General features: G+C 40.7%; 17 protein-coding genes. 5 read left to right on the top strand and 12 right to left on the bottom strand.

What is annotated here, in order from left to right; genetic code table 11:
* Positions 1 to 191: 191 nt before the first annotated feature.
* The 3 genes from pepF to J1N10_RS07960 all read right to left on the bottom strand — a co-directional run bounded on the left by pepF (position 192) and on the right by J1N10_RS07960 (position 5011).
* A complete protein-coding gene (gene pepF, locus J1N10_RS07970) occupies positions 192 to 2075 on the bottom strand; it encodes an oligoendopeptidase F (protein ID WP_262326162.1) in 1884 nt (627 codons plus the stop codon).
* A 199-nt stretch (positions 2076 to 2274) separates the two neighbouring features.
* Entirely contained in the window at positions 2275 to 3381 is a 1107-nt protein-coding gene (locus J1N10_RS07965) for a C1 family peptidase (protein WP_262326161.1), read from the bottom strand.
* 232 nt (positions 3382 to 3613) lie between these two features.
* Positions 3614 to 5011, bottom strand: a complete 1398-nt coding sequence (locus tag J1N10_RS07960; RefSeq protein ID WP_262326160.1) for an aminopeptidase P family protein — start codon at positions 5009 to 5011, stop codon at positions 3614 to 3616.
* A 552-nt stretch (positions 5012 to 5563) separates the two neighbouring features.
* Between J1N10_RS07960 and J1N10_RS07955 the strand changes: the two genes are divergently transcribed.
* A complete protein-coding gene (locus tag J1N10_RS07955; protein WP_262326159.1) occupies positions 5564 to 7573 on the top strand; it encodes a urocanate hydratase in 2010 nt (669 codons plus the stop codon).
* A gap of 133 nt (positions 7574 to 7706) precedes the next feature.
* On the opposite strand, the gene J1N10_RS07950 is transcribed toward J1N10_RS07955, so the two are convergent.
* The 5 genes from J1N10_RS07950 to J1N10_RS07930 form a co-directional block, all read right to left on the bottom strand.
* Positions 7707 to 9392 (bottom strand): lamin tail domain-containing protein, encoded by a 1686-nt coding sequence (locus tag J1N10_RS07950; protein ID WP_262326158.1) that lies wholly within the window; start codon positions 9390 to 9392, stop codon positions 7707 to 7709.
* A 230-nt stretch (positions 9393 to 9622) separates the two neighbouring features.
* On the bottom strand, positions 9623 to 11059 hold the full coding sequence (locus J1N10_RS07945) for a hypothetical protein (RefSeq protein WP_262326157.1): 1437 nt from the start codon (positions 11057 to 11059) through the stop codon (positions 9623 to 9625).
* Positions 11060 to 11241: 182 nt separating this feature from the next.
* Positions 11242 to 12009, bottom strand: coding sequence for a zinc ribbon domain-containing protein (locus tag J1N10_RS07940; protein ID WP_262326156.1), 768 nt, complete (start codon positions 12007 to 12009; stop codon positions 11242 to 11244).
* 4 nt (positions 12010 to 12013) lie between these two features.
* The gene (locus tag J1N10_RS07935) at positions 12014 to 13108 is read right to left on the bottom strand and encodes a Nif3-like dinuclear metal center hexameric protein (RefSeq protein ID WP_262326155.1); all 1095 of its coding nucleotides are present in this window, start codon (positions 13106 to 13108) and stop codon (positions 12014 to 12016) included.
* Positions 13109 to 13117: 9 nt separating this feature from the next.
* Positions 13118 to 13456 carry a MerR family transcriptional regulator gene (locus J1N10_RS07930; RefSeq protein ID WP_200463263.1) on the bottom strand — a complete coding sequence of 113 codons (339 nt, stop codon included), beginning with the start codon at positions 13454 to 13456 and terminating at the stop codon, positions 13118 to 13120.
* A gap of 131 nt (positions 13457 to 13587) precedes the next feature.
* On the opposite strand from J1N10_RS07930, the gene J1N10_RS07925 reads away from it, so the two are divergent.
* Positions 13588 to 14706 carry a CapA family protein gene (locus J1N10_RS07925; protein WP_262326154.1) on the top strand — a complete coding sequence of 373 codons (1119 nt, stop codon included), beginning with the start codon at positions 13588 to 13590 and terminating at the stop codon, positions 14704 to 14706.
* Here J1N10_RS07925 and J1N10_RS07920 read toward each other — a convergent pair.
* A complete protein-coding gene (locus tag J1N10_RS07920) occupies positions 14693 to 16129 on the bottom strand; it encodes a sodium:solute symporter (protein WP_262326153.1) in 1437 nt (478 codons plus the stop codon). The two genes, J1N10_RS07925 and J1N10_RS07920, sit on opposite strands and share 14 nt — an antisense overlap.
* Before the next feature lie 69 nt (positions 16130 to 16198).
* Between J1N10_RS07920 and J1N10_RS07915 the strand changes: the two genes are divergently transcribed.
* From J1N10_RS07915 to J1N10_RS07905, 3 genes are read left to right on the top strand one after another with little or no spacing between them, the layout of a single operon-like run.
* A complete protein-coding gene (locus J1N10_RS07915) occupies positions 16199 to 16723 on the top strand; it encodes a PadR family transcriptional regulator (RefSeq protein WP_262326152.1) in 525 nt (174 codons plus the stop codon).
* A 10-nt stretch (positions 16724 to 16733) separates the two neighbouring features.
* Positions 16734 to 17345, top strand: coding sequence for a hypothetical protein (locus J1N10_RS07910; RefSeq protein WP_262326151.1), 612 nt, complete (start codon positions 16734 to 16736; stop codon positions 17343 to 17345).
* Positions 17346 to 17381: 36 nt separating this feature from the next.
* Positions 17382 to 18464 carry a serine hydrolase domain-containing protein gene (locus tag J1N10_RS07905; protein WP_262326150.1) on the top strand — a complete coding sequence of 361 codons (1083 nt, stop codon included), beginning with the start codon at positions 17382 to 17384 and terminating at the stop codon, positions 18462 to 18464.
* Between the two features lie 103 nt (positions 18465 to 18567).
* Here J1N10_RS07905 and J1N10_RS07900 read toward each other — a convergent pair whose 3' ends face one another.
* The 3 genes from J1N10_RS07900 to J1N10_RS21425 form a co-directional block, all read right to left on the bottom strand.
* The gene (locus tag J1N10_RS07900; protein ID WP_262326149.1) at positions 18568 to 18948 is read right to left on the bottom strand and encodes a hypothetical protein; all 381 of its coding nucleotides are present in this window, start codon (positions 18946 to 18948) and stop codon (positions 18568 to 18570) included.
* 95 nt (positions 18949 to 19043) lie between these two features.
* A complete protein-coding gene (locus tag J1N10_RS21430; protein ID WP_430812990.1) occupies positions 19044 to 19670 on the bottom strand; it encodes an arsenic resistance protein in 627 nt (208 codons plus the stop codon).
* Positions 19630 to 20055 (bottom strand): arsenic resistance protein, encoded by a 426-nt coding sequence (locus J1N10_RS21425; RefSeq protein ID WP_430812989.1) that lies wholly within the window; start codon positions 20053 to 20055, stop codon positions 19630 to 19632. Before J1N10_RS21425 ends, J1N10_RS21430 begins: the two co-directional genes overlap by 41 nt.
* Positions 20056 to 20146 lie beyond the last annotated feature (91 nt).

Genomic DNA, 20146 nt, shown 5'->3' with positions numbered 1-20146 from the left:
ATCTATAGTAGCTGGTGAATCTCAATTTTCTTATCCAAACGATTAATCTTTCTTCCCCATTTAAGTGGGAAGTGCCGTCGATAGACGGAGATGGGGGATTTTAAAACAAGCAAATTACGTTGTAAGTACTCTGCCGCACAAAAAAAAAGGTGACCCAAAGGCCACCTTTAAATTATATTGTAATGATAAGTCTATTTTTCCAACTTATCCAATTCAACCGCTAATTGATCCACCAATACATCCAGTTGATTGATAACAGCCATAATGGTTTCTTCTTTTGTTAAATCCACGCCGGCTTTTTTCAATTGCTCCATCGGGTGGTCGTTGCCACCTGATTGTAATAGAGTGATGTAACGCTCAAGCGCTGCTTTACGGTCTTTCTTTTTACCTTCCGTAACATCTTTGTAAATCTGTGCCGATGAAGCAAAACAAGTGGCATACTGATAAACATAGAACGGTGAGTTGTAGAAGTGAGGAATACGTGTCCAGGCATAACCGGAGTACATGGTTTCTTCTGATACATCGCCATAGTAGGTGTCAGCTAAACCTTTCCAGATGTTAGTCAGTATATCGGCATTAACCGGACGACCCTGTTCGGCCAAAGCATGCACCTGGTACTCGTAGTCGGCAAACATGGTCTGTGCATAGAAAGTGCCAATAATACCCTGAATTGCTTGGTTTAATAAAGCAATTCGCTCTTTAGGGTCTTTGGTATTCTCCATCATATAATCCAACAACAGACGCTCGTTGAAGGTAGATGCTACCTCGGCTACAAAAATGGTATAGCTGTGTGTGGCAAAAGGTTGTGTTTCATTTGATAGTGTGGTGTGCATAGTATGTCCCAACTCGTGAGCCAAAGTGAACACATAATCCAATGTTTCATCGTAGTTCAGCAACATGTAGGGGTGAACACCATAAACGCCAGCCGAGAATGCGCCCGAACGCTTGCCAGGATTCTCATAAACATCTAACCAGCCGCTCGAAGTAGCTGTTTGTAATTTAGCCTGGTAGTCTTTACCCAATGGCAAAACCGACTGCGTTACAACCTCTACAGCCTCTTCATAAGGATATTTCTTATTGAAATCAGTCAGGCTTAATGAACCATCAAAACCATAGTACTTTTCAAGACCTAATACTTTCTTACGAAGTTTTGTGTATTTCTGAAGTGGTTCAGTATGTTTCTTAACCGTGTTGATAAGGTTCAGGTAAACTTCTTTAGGAATGTTGTTACCTTCTAAAGCAGCATCCAGACATGTCGGGTATTTTTTAGCGCGTGCATTGGCCCAGTCCGACTGCACAATGCCGTTATAGATAGCCGCATATGTGTTTTTATTCTTGTAATACACATCGTAGAAAGCCTCATAGGCTTTACGACGGTCTTCCTGGTTTTTATTGTTAGTCACGACGTTTGAGTAACCGCCAGGCGTCACTTTTACTTTCTCGCCCGTTGATAATTCTACTTCAGGGAATTCAACATCAGCAGTAGAAAGAGCTGTAAAAACAGCACCTGCCGTTCCTGATACCTGTGAGAAGTAGGACACCAATTCTTCCATCTTTTCACTCAATACATGCTTTTGCAAGCGGTACATATCGGTTAATTCAAACTCGTACACCTTCAGGCCTTCGTTATCGGCAATCCATTGCTTCATTGTTGCCTCTGGAATGGCAATCATCTCCGGTGCCATCCACGACATGGATACGCCAAACTGAGCAAACATCAGCTGTACCTTTTGCAGTTTGCCTTGCAGCTCAGTATTACGTGTGTCAACGGTGCTTTGGAATGAAACAAACTGGTATGCTTTGTAGGCCTTTTTCATTAAGCTTTCCTGCAGGCTCATCATGGCCAATAAATTATCAGCACTTTCGCCCAATTTACCTTTGAAGGTCAGCATGTCATCCATATCTTTCTGGATGGCTACTAAGTCAGCTTCCCAGGCATCCCAGCTTTTGTAGATGTCTTCGAAATTCCATTTGTATTTATCAGGAATCTCCTCACGGGTTTTGTAATTGACTTGCGCGATGCTTGGTAGCAAGGATGCCACAGCCAAAATGCATACTAATGCAATCTTTTTCATAGTTATTGATTTTTGTGTGATTTGGTTTAAGAATATATGGGACGATTCTTAAGTTTTATTTGTCGAATAATTAAGGGCTAACCACCCCGCCTAACGGAACCCCTCCTTAGAAAGGAGGGGAATGGCTCACTCACTTCTCCTCCTTTCTAAGGAGGAGTACTTCGCCTTTGGCGAGGGGAGGAGGTTTTTGCCTCTGTATCTACTTAATGCCTAATTTCTTTTTAATAGCTTTAGGAATAGCTTCTTTATGCACCATAATAGCAACGGTGTGCAGGCGCATGTAGCTTTCCGACATATACAGGTAACCTTCGTAACCACCGCGGTCGGTGCCCCAACTGTTCTTTGTTTTGTAATAAGGCGTGCCGTTTTGGTCTTTCGACAAGCCGGTGATGTGCATCAAGTGGTCGTCGGTCGATTGCCATGATAAGAAAGCTTCCTGACGAACTTCAGGTGTAATCTCTTTTTCTTCCTGAGGGGCAAATCCTTTTTCTTCATCTACGGGTACAATGGCAGCGCCTTGCTTGTGCGAGAAGAATTTTTCGCTGACATCGCCATCCCAGGCAAATGAATAACCATTTTCGAGTGCATTATCCATCACCTGTATTAGTTCATCCAATGGCAGGTTGTAATAGAGGTCGTCGCTCCAGTTATCCGGTACTTCAAGGTTAAAAGCTTTATAGTATGGATGATGCGTATAAGATGTTAACTCCACATAATTATCAGCGTCAATCATCATCGCTTTTGCAAATTCCTGTGGTGTTTTGCCGTCTACTTTGGCAGGCACTTCACCCAAATAAATATCCAAAATAGCACCTTGTACCTCGTACCAAACAGGAGAAGGAGATGCTTTACGACCTTTAATGTAATTGTCTAACAGAGCTTTTTGTGTGGATGCTAATTCGGAGTGGTTATGAGGTTTTGTCACATCACGACGTCCCGGATAAGCTTCTTCAGTGGCCATACCATACTCGCGGATGATTTTGGTAACATCATGTGCCTGGCCACCCTGGCTAAAGTTGCCTTGTCCATGGGCCATAACATACAAACGGGCTTTCTCGGGATAGGCGTAACGCACAAAATACATTTCTGAAAGGTCTAACTCAGGACCTCCCTGGCGGAGTACTTCTGTTTCAATAAAAGAAGTAGTGGCATATGACCAGCAAGTACCTGTTCTGTCCTGGCTTTTTACAGGCGTGGTTTTAATGTTGTGTACCGGCGTAAATTCAATGGTGCTTTTTTCTTCTTCCTGAGCCGATGCGCCAAAAGCAATAGCACTGGCCAGTAATAGTAATTGTAGTTTCTTCATGATTTGCTTTTAATCTATAGTTTTAAGTGAGTAATCGTGGTCAGTACCACTTGCTACCGTCAAGTCAAATATAATTAAATTACATGCCCCCATCGCCTGTCGACACTTCCCCAAGGGGAAGATTGGTATAGTGTAACATTCTCCCCTTGGGGAGATACCCGAAGGGAGAGGGGGGTATATTTTAAAACAAAGCATTTGAATTGACTTGTAACTACTGACCACAGACTAATGTTTATTTTTTTCCTTCACTAACTGTAGCTTCCACTTCATCAACGGTGATTGGAATACGATTGCCCAGGATGCGGCAACCATCTTCAGTTACTAAGATATCATCTTCTAAGCGAACGCCTCCAAAGTCTTTGTAAGATTCTACTTTGTCGAAGTTGATAAACTCTGCATTAGTGCCATCAGCTTTCCACTGATCAATTAAAGCAGGGATAAAGTAGATGCCCGGCTCGTTGGTAATGCAGAATCCTGGCTGAAGAGTACGACCTAGGCGCAATGCCGATAAACCAAATTGCGTGCTGCGTTCCATTTCATCCATGTAACCAACCAAAGTGTCGTTGTAGTCTTCCATATCATGCACATCCAAACCTATCATATGGCCTAAACCGTGTGGCATAAATAAGGCGTGGGCTCCTGATGCCACAGCAGCATCCACATCACCTTTCATCAAACCAAGGTCTTTTAAACCGGATGCGATAACGCGCGCTGCCACCAAGTGAGCTTCTTTGTAGGTTACGCCCGGCTTAGTTGCTTCGCGACTAATATTATTGGCATCTACCACAATCTGGTAAATTTCTTTCTGGCGCTGCGAGAATTTACCGCCTACAGGAGATGTGCGTGTATGGTCGGTTGCGTAGTGCAAAGGTGATTCGCTACCGCCATCAACTAATAATAGATCACCCGTTCTTAATGTGTTGCTGTGGTCGTGGTTGTGTAAAGTCTCGCCACGTTTGCTGCAGATGATAGGGAACGACACCATACCGCCACCGCTCATTGAAATGCCTTCTAGGGCACCGGTAATTTGTTGCTCCGTTACGCCATCTTGTGCCATGCGCATGGCTGTGGTGTGCATTTGGTAGGCAACCGCCATGTGGCGCTCCATTTCTTCAATTTCGCAAGGTTCTTTAATCGAACGAATCTCAATACAAGCTTTAGTCAGCTCTAAAGATGTTTTCTCTTGTACTTCGTTATGACGGCAAGCTAATAAATCGGCCAGCCACATAATGTTTTCGCCACGATATGGTGGGTTGAAATGAATTTTACGGCCTGATTTCATGGCATCACCAATCATTTTTGCCAAGTCGGCCATTGGGCGGGTATTCTCAACACCAACAGAGGCTGCTTTTTCAGTCATCGTTGGTTGAGGTCCCATCCAGATAATATGACCAATTGATATATCATCGCCAAATAAATATTCTTTGTTGTTGTCAATATCTATAATGGCAGCATGGTCTTGCAAGTCGATACCAAAGAAATACAAGAAGGTACTATCCTGGCGGAAATGGTACACATTGTCTTTGTAGTTCATTGGCACGTCGGTATTACCCAACATCAAAATTAGTCCCGACTCAACTTTCTCAGCCAGTCGCTTACGTCTATTTATATACGTCTCTTTTGAAAACATGTGAATTGATTTTTAAAATTGGATTTCAAGATAAGGTTTTTAATCACAAAGGGAAACGATATTTGTCAGCTTGGGTTCATAAGAGGCTATAAACTAACTTTTAGAACTTAGATATAAAGGAGTGTCTTTGGCACTATAAAACAAGTTAATAAAAAACGTAGTGATGATTTAAAAAAAACGTAAGCACGTTTTGATCAAAACATCACTACGTTTTTGTAAAAACATAAGCATGTTTTTTACAGGTGTTTATTCGCGTTGTAAATGAGCTGGTTATAAAGGTGTTGATTTGACATATATTTTCTTCATACAATCTTCACCTTTTTAAAGGGGGAGTACCTTGACGAAGAAAGGGAAGGGGGTTATTTTCTGCAGTACTCCCATCGTCTTTCAGTCACTTCTAATGGAGAATATTTTATGAACGAAGTGGCTAAAGCTATAAGCTGACAGCATATTATTCAAAACCTGATTTTGCTCAATTTGCATTTTGTCATGTATATGAACAAAATATGCTTGTAATTTCGCTCAAAATAGAAAATTAAAAACTTAAAATATATGGATACTAAAGCGTTTCAGGCAGCAATATTAGAGGGTATTCCTGCGGTATTGCCGGCACCAAAGCCGTATGAGGTCAATATTAACCATGCGCCTAAGCGTAAGGAAATATTAACAGAAGATGAGAAGAAACTAGCTTTACGCAATGCTTTGCGTTACTTTCCTGAGAAGGATCATGCAGAACTAGCACCTGAGTTTTTACAAGAGCTAAATGATTATGGTCGTATTTATATGTACCGTTTACGTCCTGATTACGAGATGAAGGCACGTCATTTAGACGAGTTTCCACACCAGTCGCGACAGGCAGCTGCTATTATGCTGATGATTCAGAATAACCTGGATTATGCTGTGGCTCAGCATCCACACGAGTTAATTACTTATGGCGGTAACGGAGCGGTTTTCCAAAATTGGGCGCAATATCGCCTTTGCATGAAATATTTGGCTGAGATGACCGATGAGCAGACTTTGGTTATGTACTCAGGTCATCCAATGGGCTTGTATCCATCGCATAAAGATGCACCTCGTGTTGTTGTTACGAACGGTATGATGATTCCAAACTATTCGAAACCGGATGATTGGGAGAAATTCAATGCATTGGGGGTAACACAATATGGTCAGATGACAGCTGGTTCGTTTATGTATATTGGCCCACAGGGTATTGTGCATGGAACAACCATTACTGTATTGAATGCGGGTCGTAAGATTTCAGGTGGTAAAACAGACTTAGCCGGTAAGTTATTTATCACGGCTGGTTTGGGCGGTATGTCAGGTGCTCAGCCAAAAGCAGGAAATATTGCCGGTGTCATCAGCATTACGGCAGAGGTGAATCCTAAAGCAACGCACACTCGTCATTCGCAAGGCTGGGTCGATGAAGTTATTTCGGACTTAGATGAGTTGGTGGCTCGTGTTGAAAAAGCCAAAGAGGGCAAAGAAGTAGTGTCTATCGCCTACCAGGGTAACGTGGTTGATGTGTGGGAGAAATTTGCTGAAGAAGGTATTAAAGTCGATATGGGTTCCGACCAGACATCGTTGCATAACCCATGGGCCGGTGGTTATTACCCGGTTGGTTTATCATTTGAAGAAGCCAACCAGATGATGGCCGAAAATCCTGAGTTATTTAAGGAAAAAGTACAAGAAAGTTTGCGTCGTCATGTGGCGGCGGTCAATAGATGTACCGACCAGGGCATGTATTTCTTCGATTATGGAAATGCTTTCTTGTTAGAATCGAGCCGTGCAGGTGCCGATATCTTAAACGAAAAAGGAGATTTCAAATACCCATCGTACGTGCAGGATATTATGGGTCCTATGTGTTTCGATTATGGTTTTGGTCCGTTCCGTTGGGTGTGTTCAAGCAACGATCCAAAGGATTTGGCCACAACCGACCAGATTGCAACCGATGTTCTGGAAGAATTAATGAAAGAATCGCCAGCTGAGATTCAGCAGCAGATGGCTGATAATATCCTATGGATTAAAGAAGCTGGTAAGAATAAGATGGTGGTTGGTTCGCAGGCACGTATTTTATATGCTGATGCTGAAGGGCGTATGCGCATTGCTGCTGCTTTTAATAAAGCCATTGCCGAAGGGCGCATTTCAGCACCTGTTGTATTAGGTCGCGATCACCACGATGTGTCAGGTACGGATAGTCCTTATCGTGAGACATCTAATATTTACGATGGTTCGCAGTTTACAGCCGATATGGCGGTTCAGAATGTGATAGGTGATTCGTTCCGTGGTGCTACCTGGGTGTCTATTCACAATGGTGGCGGTGTAGGCTGGGGCGAAGTAATGAACGGAGGATTCGGTATGGTGCTGGACGGAAGTGACGATTCGCACCGCCGCTTAACCAATATGTTGTTCTGGGATGTGAACAATGGTATTTCACGTCGTAGCTGGGCCCGTAACGAAGGTGCTGTATTTGCTATCAAGCGTGCTATGGAAGCGAATCCGAACTTAAAAGTGACCTTGCCTAACTTTGCCGACGACCAACTAATTGAAGGATTGTTTAAGTAGTAATGGATACTATAAAGTTTAGTTTGAATGGGGCTTGTCGTTTGGCAAGCCCTTTTTTTGTGTATAAAAAAGCTGCCATCCTAAAGTAAGGATGGCAGCCTTTGAAATATTTGAGAGGGAAATATTATTTCAGTTATTTCTTGATAACCTTTTGAGTAGTTGAAGTACCATCTACAAATTCAACTTGTAAAATGTACAGACCAACAGGTACGTCAGCGGTTTCGATAGTTTTGGTAAAGCCGGTTACATTTTTAATAACCTGACCTGCCGTATTGAATAAGCGAACCGTTTTAATGTCGCTGGCTGATTCAATTCTTAACTCATTATTAAAAGGGTTAGGGCCAACTTTAAGTTCAGTAGCTTTGGTATCACCAATGGCAGTAGCCTTATCTTGGTCAATAATTTCGATGTCATCGATAGTCCAACGACGAGCAGCAGTTGTGCTATAATATTTAAAAGCGATGTAGGCTTCATCAGCAATCGCAGTTAGGTTAATGATACCAGATTCTGTTTTAGTTGTAGCGGCTGACGGTTTAGTAAAGTCTAGTTCTACCCATGTTGAACCTGAAGGATCACCTAAACCAGGATAATCTGTAGAATACATTAGTTTTAAGTAGTTGTTAGCATCATCGTTACCGAAATTATACTCTGTGTTAAAAGTCATAACCGGCTTAACGTAGGCACTAAAATCAACTCCTTTTAGTATTAACCATTGTTCTTCAGGATTAGCTCCTTTATAACCATTACCTTGCGCCGCATTGTTGTATGTACTCCATGGCTTATTACCTGCCACAGTGTAGGTATATACATTATCTAAATCATTAGTAAAGTCTTCTGTATAAGGTAAAGTTGTTGTCATAGGAGCAATTACTTTACCAGTACAGCTAACAGTTTTGTTATCTGCATCCGTTGAGCTTAAGGTGATGTCTTCGTTGTAGTCACCGGCAGTTAGCCCACCTTTTAAACGAACATAAATAGTTGTTTCATCTACAGTGCCACTCGTTTGGGCTAGAGTTATCTGTGATGTTGCAGGAGCGATAAATCCACTCATTAATGTCATTTCGTAATTGGCAGGAGCTTTAATAGTAATTCCATCTGTTAGATTGCTACCGGATACTTTAAAGCTTTTTTCTTCACTTGGATCACTGTCGATGGTTGTGCATTGGTAACCAGTAAGTGAAGTCGAAGATAATGTTATTAAAGGATCAGAACTTGGCGCATCAAATGTATGTGTTCCCGGCGTAAGGAATGAAGACAAGTCACTTCCCTGGTTATCTAAAGTATTGGGTGCTGCAATCGTCCATTGCGTAGATAAGAAACCTGTATTTGGTGTTAATACATTACTATTTCTATAAGAATAACTGTCAGTGTATTCCCAATCTTCACCCGTGCCATCTGTTCCTTTAACTCCATAAACATCAATTGTTGCATCGGCTGCAGTTGCTAATTCATAAACATCATCACCATTATTATTGATGTTATTTGCACCATAAATTGCATGTGTTGGGGTTGTTAAGTTGTAATCAGCCCACTTCGTATTATCAGCAATGTTTACAACAACTATTGAGGCCTTGGCCGGCAAATCGAATGAGGAAAATGTGTAGGCTGTAGAAGCTGTGGAACTGCCATTTGAATATTTGTTAATTTTTAATCCATCTAAGTTAATAATGGCATCGGTTGGATTTGAAATCTCAACATACCTAGGAGTTGCACCAGAACCTGTTCCATCAACTACCTCTGTAATTAATAGTGTTTGTCCAAGGGCAGTTAAAGGCAGCATAAAAACTAGAGCAATAATAAAGAGTAATGTTTTTTTCATATTAGAAATTTTAGGTTAAAAATTTTTATATCACGAATATAAACATAAAAAAATACGTAGCAAATCTATTTAAAACCTTATACATTAAGGGATTGTTAAATAAAAACAGACTAATAGGTCTGGTGAGTAGATGCAGTGCGGAATAGAGATTATTAAAGAAAGTTATTCTATTGAATAACAGGTTGGAAAGAAATCTGAATGTGTTAATTTAATCTTAGGAGTGCGAGTGCCTACTCGTTAGTCATTGAAGAGATGATACGTGAGATATCTTGTTTGTATTGCCCGGTATTCAGATATTGAGCTTCTATAAGATACTGGTTTGCACGGATGGTGTCGTGTTGAAGTAGTTTGATTTTAGCAGCTTCAATTGCCGCATGGGGGCCAAAATAGCGAGTGTCGTCCTGGCTTAACCTCATAACTTCATCGAAGCATATCAAGGCAGCATTGTTCAGTTTTAGCTCCTTGTTTATTTTTCCCATCCGATAATGGTACTCCGGGCGGTAGTAAGAGTTTATAGTAGAGGTGTCAATCTTTGTCAGAATTTTCTTTGCTTGTAGGTAGTGGGCACCATCGAATAACAAACGGGCTTTTAATAGTGAAACGGGTTCGTTGGCCAATGAAGTGATTTCTTTTTGTGCCTGTTTGTCGTTAGATGTAGGAAGGTGTTTTTGCTGCAGCACCTGGTTGATCAGGCTATCTCTTTTTAGAGTTTCTTCCTGAATATGAAACCACCAGGCTTGGCGCATCAAAGCATCTGTTCTGAACGAATAGCCTTGATAGTTGCCATCAAAAGCCTTTAGAGAGGTGAGGCAAGCTGAATCGAGCTGATTGAGTAATAAACGACCCTTCAGGTATCGAATGAGTGGAAATGATTCAAAAGCCTTCTTGTCAATTGTGTTGATATAGGTTAAGCCTTTGTCACTCATCTTGTTTTTAACAGCTAATGAACCAATTACAAATTGTAATAGAGGTGAGTGGCAATCAGCCGATTCTTGCATTAATAATTGGACTTGTTTGTTGTCTGCCTGGCCAAATTTAAGTTGGCAATAGGCTTCTAATACCAGTGCTTCACAATACGAATCCGCATGTTGTTTGGCAACTAATGTATATTTCTCCAATTGTTGAAAGCCTAACTCGATATTACCCTCTAAGCCAAATAATGAAGCTAAGAATTGAAACTGCTCAGGTATCTGGCTTAAAAATATATTGAAAATGGACTCCAGTTTTAAGTAATCGTCGGTATACTGTTTTTTATCCAATTTTCTGAAGAGGCGATGCGCTTTATAGAACGATCGGGCGCCATCTGTCAGCTCGTTCTGGTTCCAATGCAGCAGGCTTTGCTGAATTAGCAAGGTAACGAACATGATCTGACTCTTCGGGCTTGGCTCAAAAGATGTTTCAAACTGTTGTAAACCCTTGTGAAAACTATTTAAATACAGCTTTCGCTCATAGGCCTGAAAGGCGATAAATAAATGATACAAACGCAAGTACTCACCCTCAGGCGTTGGCTTTTCGGGCTGAGTCATTAATGACAAAAAATCGTTTTCTGGTGATTGGTAGATTTGAAGTAGTTTCTTCTGACCATTGTTTGAAAGTATTGTTGTTTCTTGTGCTGAGCTTACAAGAAAGGACATAAACAAGAGCAGTATGGTCAGGTAGCATTTCATTTGATAGTTCGATAGGTTATTAGGTTGGAAGGTCAATTGGTCATTAGAAAATTTTGATAAAAGCCTTTAGTTTTTTAAAACTCTGCGTCTTCGTGTCTCTGAGTTTGTTTTAAAGATAGCAAAAGCCACAAACAAAAACAGCCGGAACAAGTCCGGCTGCTATATCTTTATAAACGGTGCTGTTATTCGTCTTCACCACCAATAGCGCTGTCAACCAAAATACGACCGCAGTACTCACAAACGATAATTTTTTTGCGAGAAGCGATGTCCATCTGGCGCTGAGGTGGAATTTTGTTAAAGCAACCACCACAAGCATCACGCTCAACTGTTACAACAGCTAATCCGTTGCGTGCATTTTTGCGGATACGCTTAAATGCTACTTGCAAACGCTCAGGAATGGTGTTCAAAATCTTGTCTGATTTTTCAATCAGTCTTTCTTCCTCTACCTGTGTTTCGCCTACAATCTCTTCCAGCTCTTTTTGTTTAGCTTCCAAGTCAGCTTTACGGTCTTCAATTAAGGTCTTTGATGACTCGCCAAGCTCTTTTTTATTCTTTAATTCAGCTGTAAACTCTTTAATACGCTTTTCGCACAATTCAATCTCTAATTTCTGGAACTCAATTTCCTTCGATAAAGAGTCGAACTCACGATTGTTACGCACATTACCTTGCTGCGCTTCGTATTTCTTAATAAGTAAATCAGCTTCTTTAATCTCGTTCTTTTTACTCAGGATGGCGTCATTTAAATTTTTAACCTCCCCATCAAGGTTGCCCAATCGAGTTTCAAGCCCCTCAACTTCATCCTCCAAATCCTGAACCTCTAAAGGAAGCTCGCCACGAAGGGTGCGAATTTTGTCAATTGATGACTCTACGCTTTGAAGGTCGTAAAGCGCTTTTAATCGCTCTTCTACCGTCATTTCTTGTGCATTTGCTTTCGAATCTGCTTTTGCCATGCTGTTATAAATAATTTACGGGATTCGTATTCACGTTTGATAAATGGATTGCAAAATTAGAGAATTTTTTTGTAAGTATCTCAAAAAAAACTTCTTTAGTGTACTGTTCGCTCTCAAAATGTCCAATATCAGCAATTAAAATCCGGTTTTCGGCATCGGCAAACTGATGATATTTAAAATCACCGGTCACAAATACATCTGCTTTTTCGGCGATGGCCTTGCCTAACAAGAAACTACCAGAACCGCCACAAACGGCCACCCGCTTTATTGGTTTGTTCAATAAATTGGTATAACGAACGCCACCGGCCTTAAAAATGTTTTTCAAGCGATTCAAAAAAGTAGCTTCATCTATGGCATGTGGCAACTCACCAACCATGCCCAGACCTGTTGATACCCAGTCGTTGACCAATGGATATAAATCGTAGGCCACTTCTTCGTATGGATGAGCATTAATAAGCGCTCCCACAACGCGTCCTTTCAAATAATCGGGTAGTACGGTTTCAATGCGCACTTCCGCTTCTGTATGAATTTCGCCTTTTTCGCCAACAAACGGATTGGTGTTATCGCCCGCCCTGAAAGTGCCTTCACCATTAAGGTTGTAACTACAGGCATCGTAATTACCAATGTGTCCGGCACCGGCTTTAAAAATAGCTTCACGTACTTGTTCGGCCTGCTCTGTGGGAACAAAAGTGACCAGTTTTAAGAGACTTTCTTTTTTAGGCGCCAGTATCTTACAATTCTCAAGGCCCAGTTTCTCACACATTTTGCCGCTTACACCATTCATCACCGAATCGGCATTGGTGTGTGAAGCATAAATGGCAATGTTGTTCTGAATGGCTTTAATCACAATGCGTTCGGTAGCATTGCGCCCATTTATTTTTTTAAGACCCGACAGCATAATAGGGTGGTGCGACACAATCAGGTTACAGCCGCGTTCAATGGCTTCGTCAACCACGTCCTCGGTAACGTCCAAAGTAATGAGCACACCGGTGGCATTTTTACTGGCATCGCCAAGCAATAAGCCAACATTATCAAAATCTTCTTTGAGGGCCGATGGAGCGAAGTGCTCCAACTCGTTAATTATTTCCTGAATCTGCACGGTTCTTTCTTAATCTATGTTATCACGAATTTCGACTAATAGCTCACGGATGTCTTTTAATTTCGACACCACTTCAAAGTTATTCACGGTGTCGTCGTGATTTTCTTTCAACTTTTTTTGAGCACCTTTTAAGGTCATACCTTTTTCTTTCACCAGGTGGAAGATGAGGTGAAAATTCTCCACATCTTTAGGTGTAAACATGCGGTTGCCCTTTTTGTTTTTGTGCGGCTTAATGATATCAAATTCTTTTTCCCAGAAACGAATTAATGAAGTGTTAACATTAAACATTTCAGCAACTTCCCCAATGGGGTAGAACAACTTTTCAATTTTTTGCTCTTTGTATGGCATGACTTTGATTTTTATTTTGCGCAGTTGATGCTTGATGTAACACAATATTAACGGTATTTTGGCGAAAAGCCAAATGCTGCTTAAGCGACAATGAGGCAAAATTGTATCTTTATCAACTAAATTAAATGAGCATGTTTCGATTATCAACTATCACAATTATATTTCTCCTAATAAGTACGACAATTTATTCACAAAATAACACCGGCTTATCCTTTGTTGGAGTGGGTGATATGATGCTAGGAACGCATTTTCCATCGGCCAATTATTTGCCGCCCAATGATGATCCCTGGCCACTTTTAGAGCAAGTTGCTCCTGTGTTTGATGGTGCCGATGTGGTGTTTGGTAATTTGGAAGGGGCTTTTCTTGACGAAGGTGATGTGTTTAAGCGTTGTAAAGATTTAAGTAAATGTTACGCCTTTAAAACACCTACCCGATACGCGCCTGTATTGAAGAGGGTCGGCTTTGACTTGTTGAGTGTAGCCAATAATCATATTCGCGATTTTGGTCCGGAAGGATTGAAAACGACGCGCCACCTTCTGGATAGTCTGGATATTGCTTATGCTGGCCTTATCAACAAGCCATCGGTTATTGCAGAGATAGAAGGTAAGAAAATAGGCATGTGCGCTTTTGCACCCAATACAGGAACGGCGCAGATTGGTGATATTGATGGTGCCGTTGCCATTGTAAAATCACTGGCTGAAAAATGCGATTATGTGATTGTGTCGTTTCATGGCGGGGCCGAAGGCAAGAAGCACATGCATGTAACGCGCGAAACCGAAATATTCTATGGCGAAAACCGGGGTAATGTGTACAAGTTCGCGCATGCGATGATTGATGCTGGTGCCGATATGGTATTTGGCCACGGACCACATGTGCCGCGCTCCATCGAGATTTATAACAACCGTTTTATAGCTTACAGTTTGGGAAATTTCTGTACCTACAGCCGTTTTAACTTATCGGGAGCCAATGGTTTGTCGCCTGTTGTGCAGGTTTGGGCCAATGATGATGGCTCGTTTGTCAGAGGAAAAATTCATTCGTTTTACCAGATTAAAGGTAAAGGTACTTTACGCGATCATGGTAATGCGGTCGTTTATAAAATGCGCGATTTAACCAAAATTGACTTTCCGGAACTCAACCATCGCTTAATTATCGACGATGATGGTGATTTTTATATGCCATTCGAACAATCAATTCAATCCAAGGGATTTTCCATGGAAAGTGCGCGTGTTGAAGTTCCTAATCAACTTTAGTGTTCCATTTGCTTATCATCAACAGGCCAATAAATGCAAAGGCGCCATTGTATATTAACTTCTCAAAGCCCATGGTGACGTTGTAGTCCAATATGCCGATTGCAACAGGTGATAATAGGGCGATAAGTGGTACAAAACGGTCATGTACTTTTAGCCTGGTAAATAAACCAAAGGCGTATAAACCTAGCAAAGGACCATAGGTATATCCGGCCAGATTAAATACCGTGCTGATAACGCTATCGTTGTTAAAGATGCGGAATAGTAAGATGACGACGGCTAACAGAATGCTAAAGCCAATATGTACCTTAAAGCGTGTCTTTTTAGCTTCTGTGCTTTCCTTTTTTTCAACCCCCAATATATCAACGGAAAACGAAGTGGTTAATGATGTTAGTGCAGAATCGGCACTGGAATAGGCGGCGGCCACCAGGCCAAGCATAAAAAAGATGCCAACAATCTTAGGTAAATAGCCCCCGGTGGCAATAATTGGGAATAAGTCATCGGAACGTTCTGGTATTGCAATGCCTTGGTTAGCGGCAAATAAAAACAATAAGACGCCCAGGCTTAAAAATAGTAAGTTAACCGGCATAAACGAAAAGCCATACCAATACATATTTTTCTGGGCATCTTTCAGATTTCGACAAGTCAGGTTTTTCTGCATCATATCCTGGTCAAGCCCCGTCATCACAATGGTGATAAAAGCACCAGAGAAGAACTGCTTGATAAAATGTTGTTTCGATGTCCAATCGTTGAATTCGAATACTTTCGAGAATTCACTATCGGCAATGGTGCTAATCATTCCCGAAAAGGATAAATTCATTGTTTTACTGATGACAACAACAGTGATACCCACGCTCAAAAGCATAAACAATGTTTGTAAAGTGTCGGTCCAGATGATGGTTTTTATTCCTCCTCTAAAGGTGTACAGCCAAATTAGTAGAATGGTGACCAAAACAGTCACTTCAAACGGAATGTTAAACGCATCAAAAACCGCAATTTGCAGAACGTTGGCCATCAGGTAAAGTCGGGCGGAGGCACCAATTGTGCGCGACAATAAGAAAAGGACAGCACCCGATTTATACGACCAAAATCCAAAGCGTTCATCCAGGTAAGTATAAATGGATGTCAGGTTGAGCCGGTAGTATAGTGGTAAAAGAATATGAGCGATAACCAGGTAGCCCAGAAAATAGCCCAAAACCATTTGCATGTAGGTTAAACCTGTTGAACCCACCCAGCCAGGCACCGAGATGAAAGTGACACCGGACAAAGAAGCACCTATCATGCCAATGGACACGATATACCATGGCGATTGTTTATTCCCTCGAAAGAACGTATCGTTATCCGATTTTTTACTCGTTAAAAAAGAAATAAGAATTAATACGCCAAAGTATCCGGCGATGATGGCTGCTGTTAATGCTGGATTCATTTGATTTTGAATTTTTCAGCACTAAGATAGAATTATTAGTTCGAAGCACGAAGCCCAATTCCACAGTCATTGACCATTAAAATAAGTTATCGAATTTGGATGTTCTTGGTGGGAGTAAGTTATCAGTTTAGCGTTGCCTGTTTTGAGCGTATTGATTTGAGGAACTGGTTGTTTGCAATAATGGAGGTTGAATGTTTTTCTACAATCACTCTAATAAAAAAAACTATACATTTTATTTTGATACATCATAAATCTATGTATATTTGTTCTATGTATTCAAAAGAACTCGTAAAAGGCACCCTATTAACTATTATCCTAAAATTGTTGAATGATAATGACAGGATGTATGGCTATCAAATTACACAAAAGGTAAAAGAATTATCGGAAGACAAAATTCTAATTAAGGAAGGCTCGTTGTACCCTGCTTTGCACAAGCTTAAGAGTGAAGGTCTGGTATCTGTTGAAACGGAACATATTGGCAAACGGGTTAGGCATTATTACCGCTTAACAGAGATGGGGAAGCAGACAAAAGAGGAAAAGGAAGCCGAGCTTTTAGATTTTATAGAGACTATTAATAAAGTTATAACATCATAATATCAATATAATGAGAAATTTAACCGAACTGGAAATTGAGGCTATTACGCATCGAATTAATAGCAGCAATATTAAATCAAACGAAATGAGGGAAGATTTGATTGATCATTTCTGTTGTTCTGTTGAGGAAGATATGAAGCGGGGTGTAGATTTTGAACAGGCTTATCAAAAAGCCTATCAGAGTGTTTGTCCGGATGGCTTTGATGAGATTCAACGAGAAACGATATTTCTCCTTACCTATAAAAAGATTAAGACCATTAAAATGGTGATGTATTTATCTGCCTATTTATGTGTAGCAAGTCTTATTCTTACGTTCTATCTTGATTTGACACATACAGCTGGAGCATCTATTACATTGTTGACTGGCTCAGTAGCGTTTCTGTTTCTCTTTTTACCAGCATTCTTTATAAACCTTTATAAAAGACAATTATCAAGAAGTCTGTCAAATAAATTGATGTTTGTATTTGGATTTATTGGTGTGGCGGTTTTTATGTTGTCTGTGGTGTTTAAAATGTTTCACTGGCCAGGGGCGAAGATGCTTTTTCTAACATCTATTGCCGTTGTTAATCTCGCTTATTTCCCGATGCTTTTCTTTAAAATGTATAAGAAATCCCTTAGTTAAGTAAAGTCAAACGATTGCCAAATAATAAGCTGACCCATGAGAAAAATAATTGGACTATTAGCCTTGATAAGTTTTATTGGATGTAATCCTAAGACGGAATGTACATATCAAATACCCGTTGATGTTAATGATGGATTAAGTGTGTCAACGCTGGAGGAACACAATCTTTCTGAGAAGGCATTTGATGAGGTAAACGCGGATATTTGCAACGGAGTTTATGGTAATATACACAGTGTTCTGATGATTCATAAGAACGACCTTGTTATTGAGCAGTATTATAATAAGTGGGACCGGGATGAACTCCATTTTTTAGCGTCAACAACTAAAAGCTTTAGTGCTATAATGACAGGAATTGCCATTGAAGAAGGGGCAATTAATGACATCAACCAAAAAATGACCGAATTCTTCCCTGGTTATTTTCAGGAAAGTGATTCATTAAAAAATCAGATTACAATAAAGCATTTACTAACAAGTACATCTGGCTTTGAATGGGATGAGGTATCTTTGCCAGTTGATGATCCGAATAATATGGGTTATCAAATGGATAAGGTCGATAATTTGTTTGAGGCATCAATAAATCTGCCTATGGCGTCAATTCCAGGGGAGAAGTATGAATATAGCGGTCCCAATAATATCATCATCGGTGAGATAATTAAAGCATCCACTGGAAAGAATATAGCAGAGTATACAGATGAGCATCTCTTTAAACCACTTGGCATAAAAGAGTATAAGTGGTTTAATAAAAACGGCGTTTATGATGTTGGAGGAGGATTGCAACTTAAAAGTAGAGATATTGCAAAATATGCACTATTGCAATTGAATAAAGGAAAATGGCATAACCATCAGATTGTGTCGAAAAAATGGATGGAGGAGATTTTTGAGCCTTATGTTGAAATTAATCATCCATTATATGGCTGTTATCAGTGGCAAATGATAAAAACGGAATATGGCTTTAATTCCTGGTTTATCCCGGGTAATGGGGGACAGATTATAAATATTGTGCCTGAGTTGGATTTGGTCATTGTGATTAATGCCGATAACAGAAAAGTGCCGAAATCAAAACGTAAACCATTGGAATATCTTATAAAAGATTTAACGAAGGTTAATCAGGTAATTTAAGTGAGAAAACTTCCTTGTTCTTGGTTTGTTGATTCTGGTTACTTTGGACTTCAGGTATAGAACTCCAAACTTAATTTTACATCATAAATCGCACTTCTGGGAGTTACGCACCTCGTCGTTCGGCAACAATCATCAAGGCTTCTTCGCGAATGATTTCGGGTGGGTTAATCTGGCGAATTTGAAGACTTTTTAGCCAGCCGGCCACTTCGCGTTCCTTAAGAGTAAAAAGCACTTCGCGGAACTGCTCTATTTGGTCATCTGTGTAGTCTGTTGATGATTGACCCTTGTATGAGTCCAGTTCTTCATCCTCGTAGTATTCAGCTTTGTCGCTGCTGCTTAATAAGCTATCGGCCTCGCAAACCTCGTGTGCGCCACAGCAGTCATCTGCCACAACAACTTGCTCTTCTTCCACTCCATTGGACTTACGTGAGAAAAAGTAAGCCACTACCAATGCTGCTACAATGCCTGCTAATAAATAAATCATGCTGCAAAAATAATAATTAGTCAGCAGTTATTAGTCAGTGGTCAGTAGTTTAACATTCTTTACCACTGACTACTGACTCTTAACTAACTGTCCGTTTAATACCTCCATTTGTTCGCTAGTGCCACTAACGACAACATAACGGGTACTTCAACCAATACGCCAACCACCGTTACTAATGCCGCGGGCGATTGTAACCCGAATAATGCGATGGCTACGGCAACGGCCAATTCGAAAAAGTTGCTGGCACCAATCATGGCTGCCGGTGAGCAAACCGCATGGGGCAACTTTAATTTGCGTCCTCCAAACCAGGCAATAAAAAAGATTAAATAGGTTTGTATGATTAAAGGGACTGCTACCAATACGATGATTAAGGGATTCTCGGTAATATTGTGCCCCTGAAAGGCGAATAATAAGACCAGGGTGGCCAATAAAGCAAAGATACTTACCGGTTTAAACTTTGGTAAAAAGGTTTTGGTAAACCACTTGACGCCATGTTTCTTGACCAGGAAACGATTGGTTAATGTGCCTGCCAATAGTGGAACTACCACAAATACCACCACGCTGGTCACTAAGGTGTCGTAGGGAATGGTCACATTCGTGACGCCTAATAAAAATCCTACGATTGGGACAAAGGCCACCAGGATGATTAAATCATTAACCGATACCTGAACTAAGGTGTAGTTAGGATCGCCATCGGTTAGGTATGACCAAACAAAAACCATGGCTGTACATGGCGCCTGCAATATATTCGCCGGCCAGCTCTGGTTCGATAAAAGCCGCATAGAGTTTGGTGAAGAATATCCAGGCAAAAAAGGCCATGGTAAAAGGCTTAATCAGCCAGTTCACAATCAAGGTCAGAATTAATCCTTTAGATCGTTTCCCCACATTTTTAATGCTAGAGAAATCGACCTGGAGCATCATGGGGTAAATCATTAGCCAAACCAAAACGGCCACCATGATGTTTACACCTGAAATTTCTAGTCCACTTAAAACCTTAACCGTATCGCCAAAGAAGTGGCCAATTAAAATGCCACCTCCAATACACAATGCCACCCAAAGTGTGAGGTATTTCTCAAAAAAACCGATTTGTTTTTTCTTTTCTGTCATGATGAAAAAGATGCTGAGGATGTATAAATAACAAAGACTGATCATCGAGCGAAGTCGAGATGTTATCTATAAAAACATTTGTCATTAGCAT

This window comes from Carboxylicivirga litoralis (genome assembly GCF_025499605.1).
Lineage (GTDB): Bacteria > Bacteroidota > Bacteroidia > Bacteroidales > Marinilabiliaceae > Carboxylicivirga > Carboxylicivirga litoralis.
This window is presented reverse-complemented; position numbering and strand designations above follow the sequence as displayed.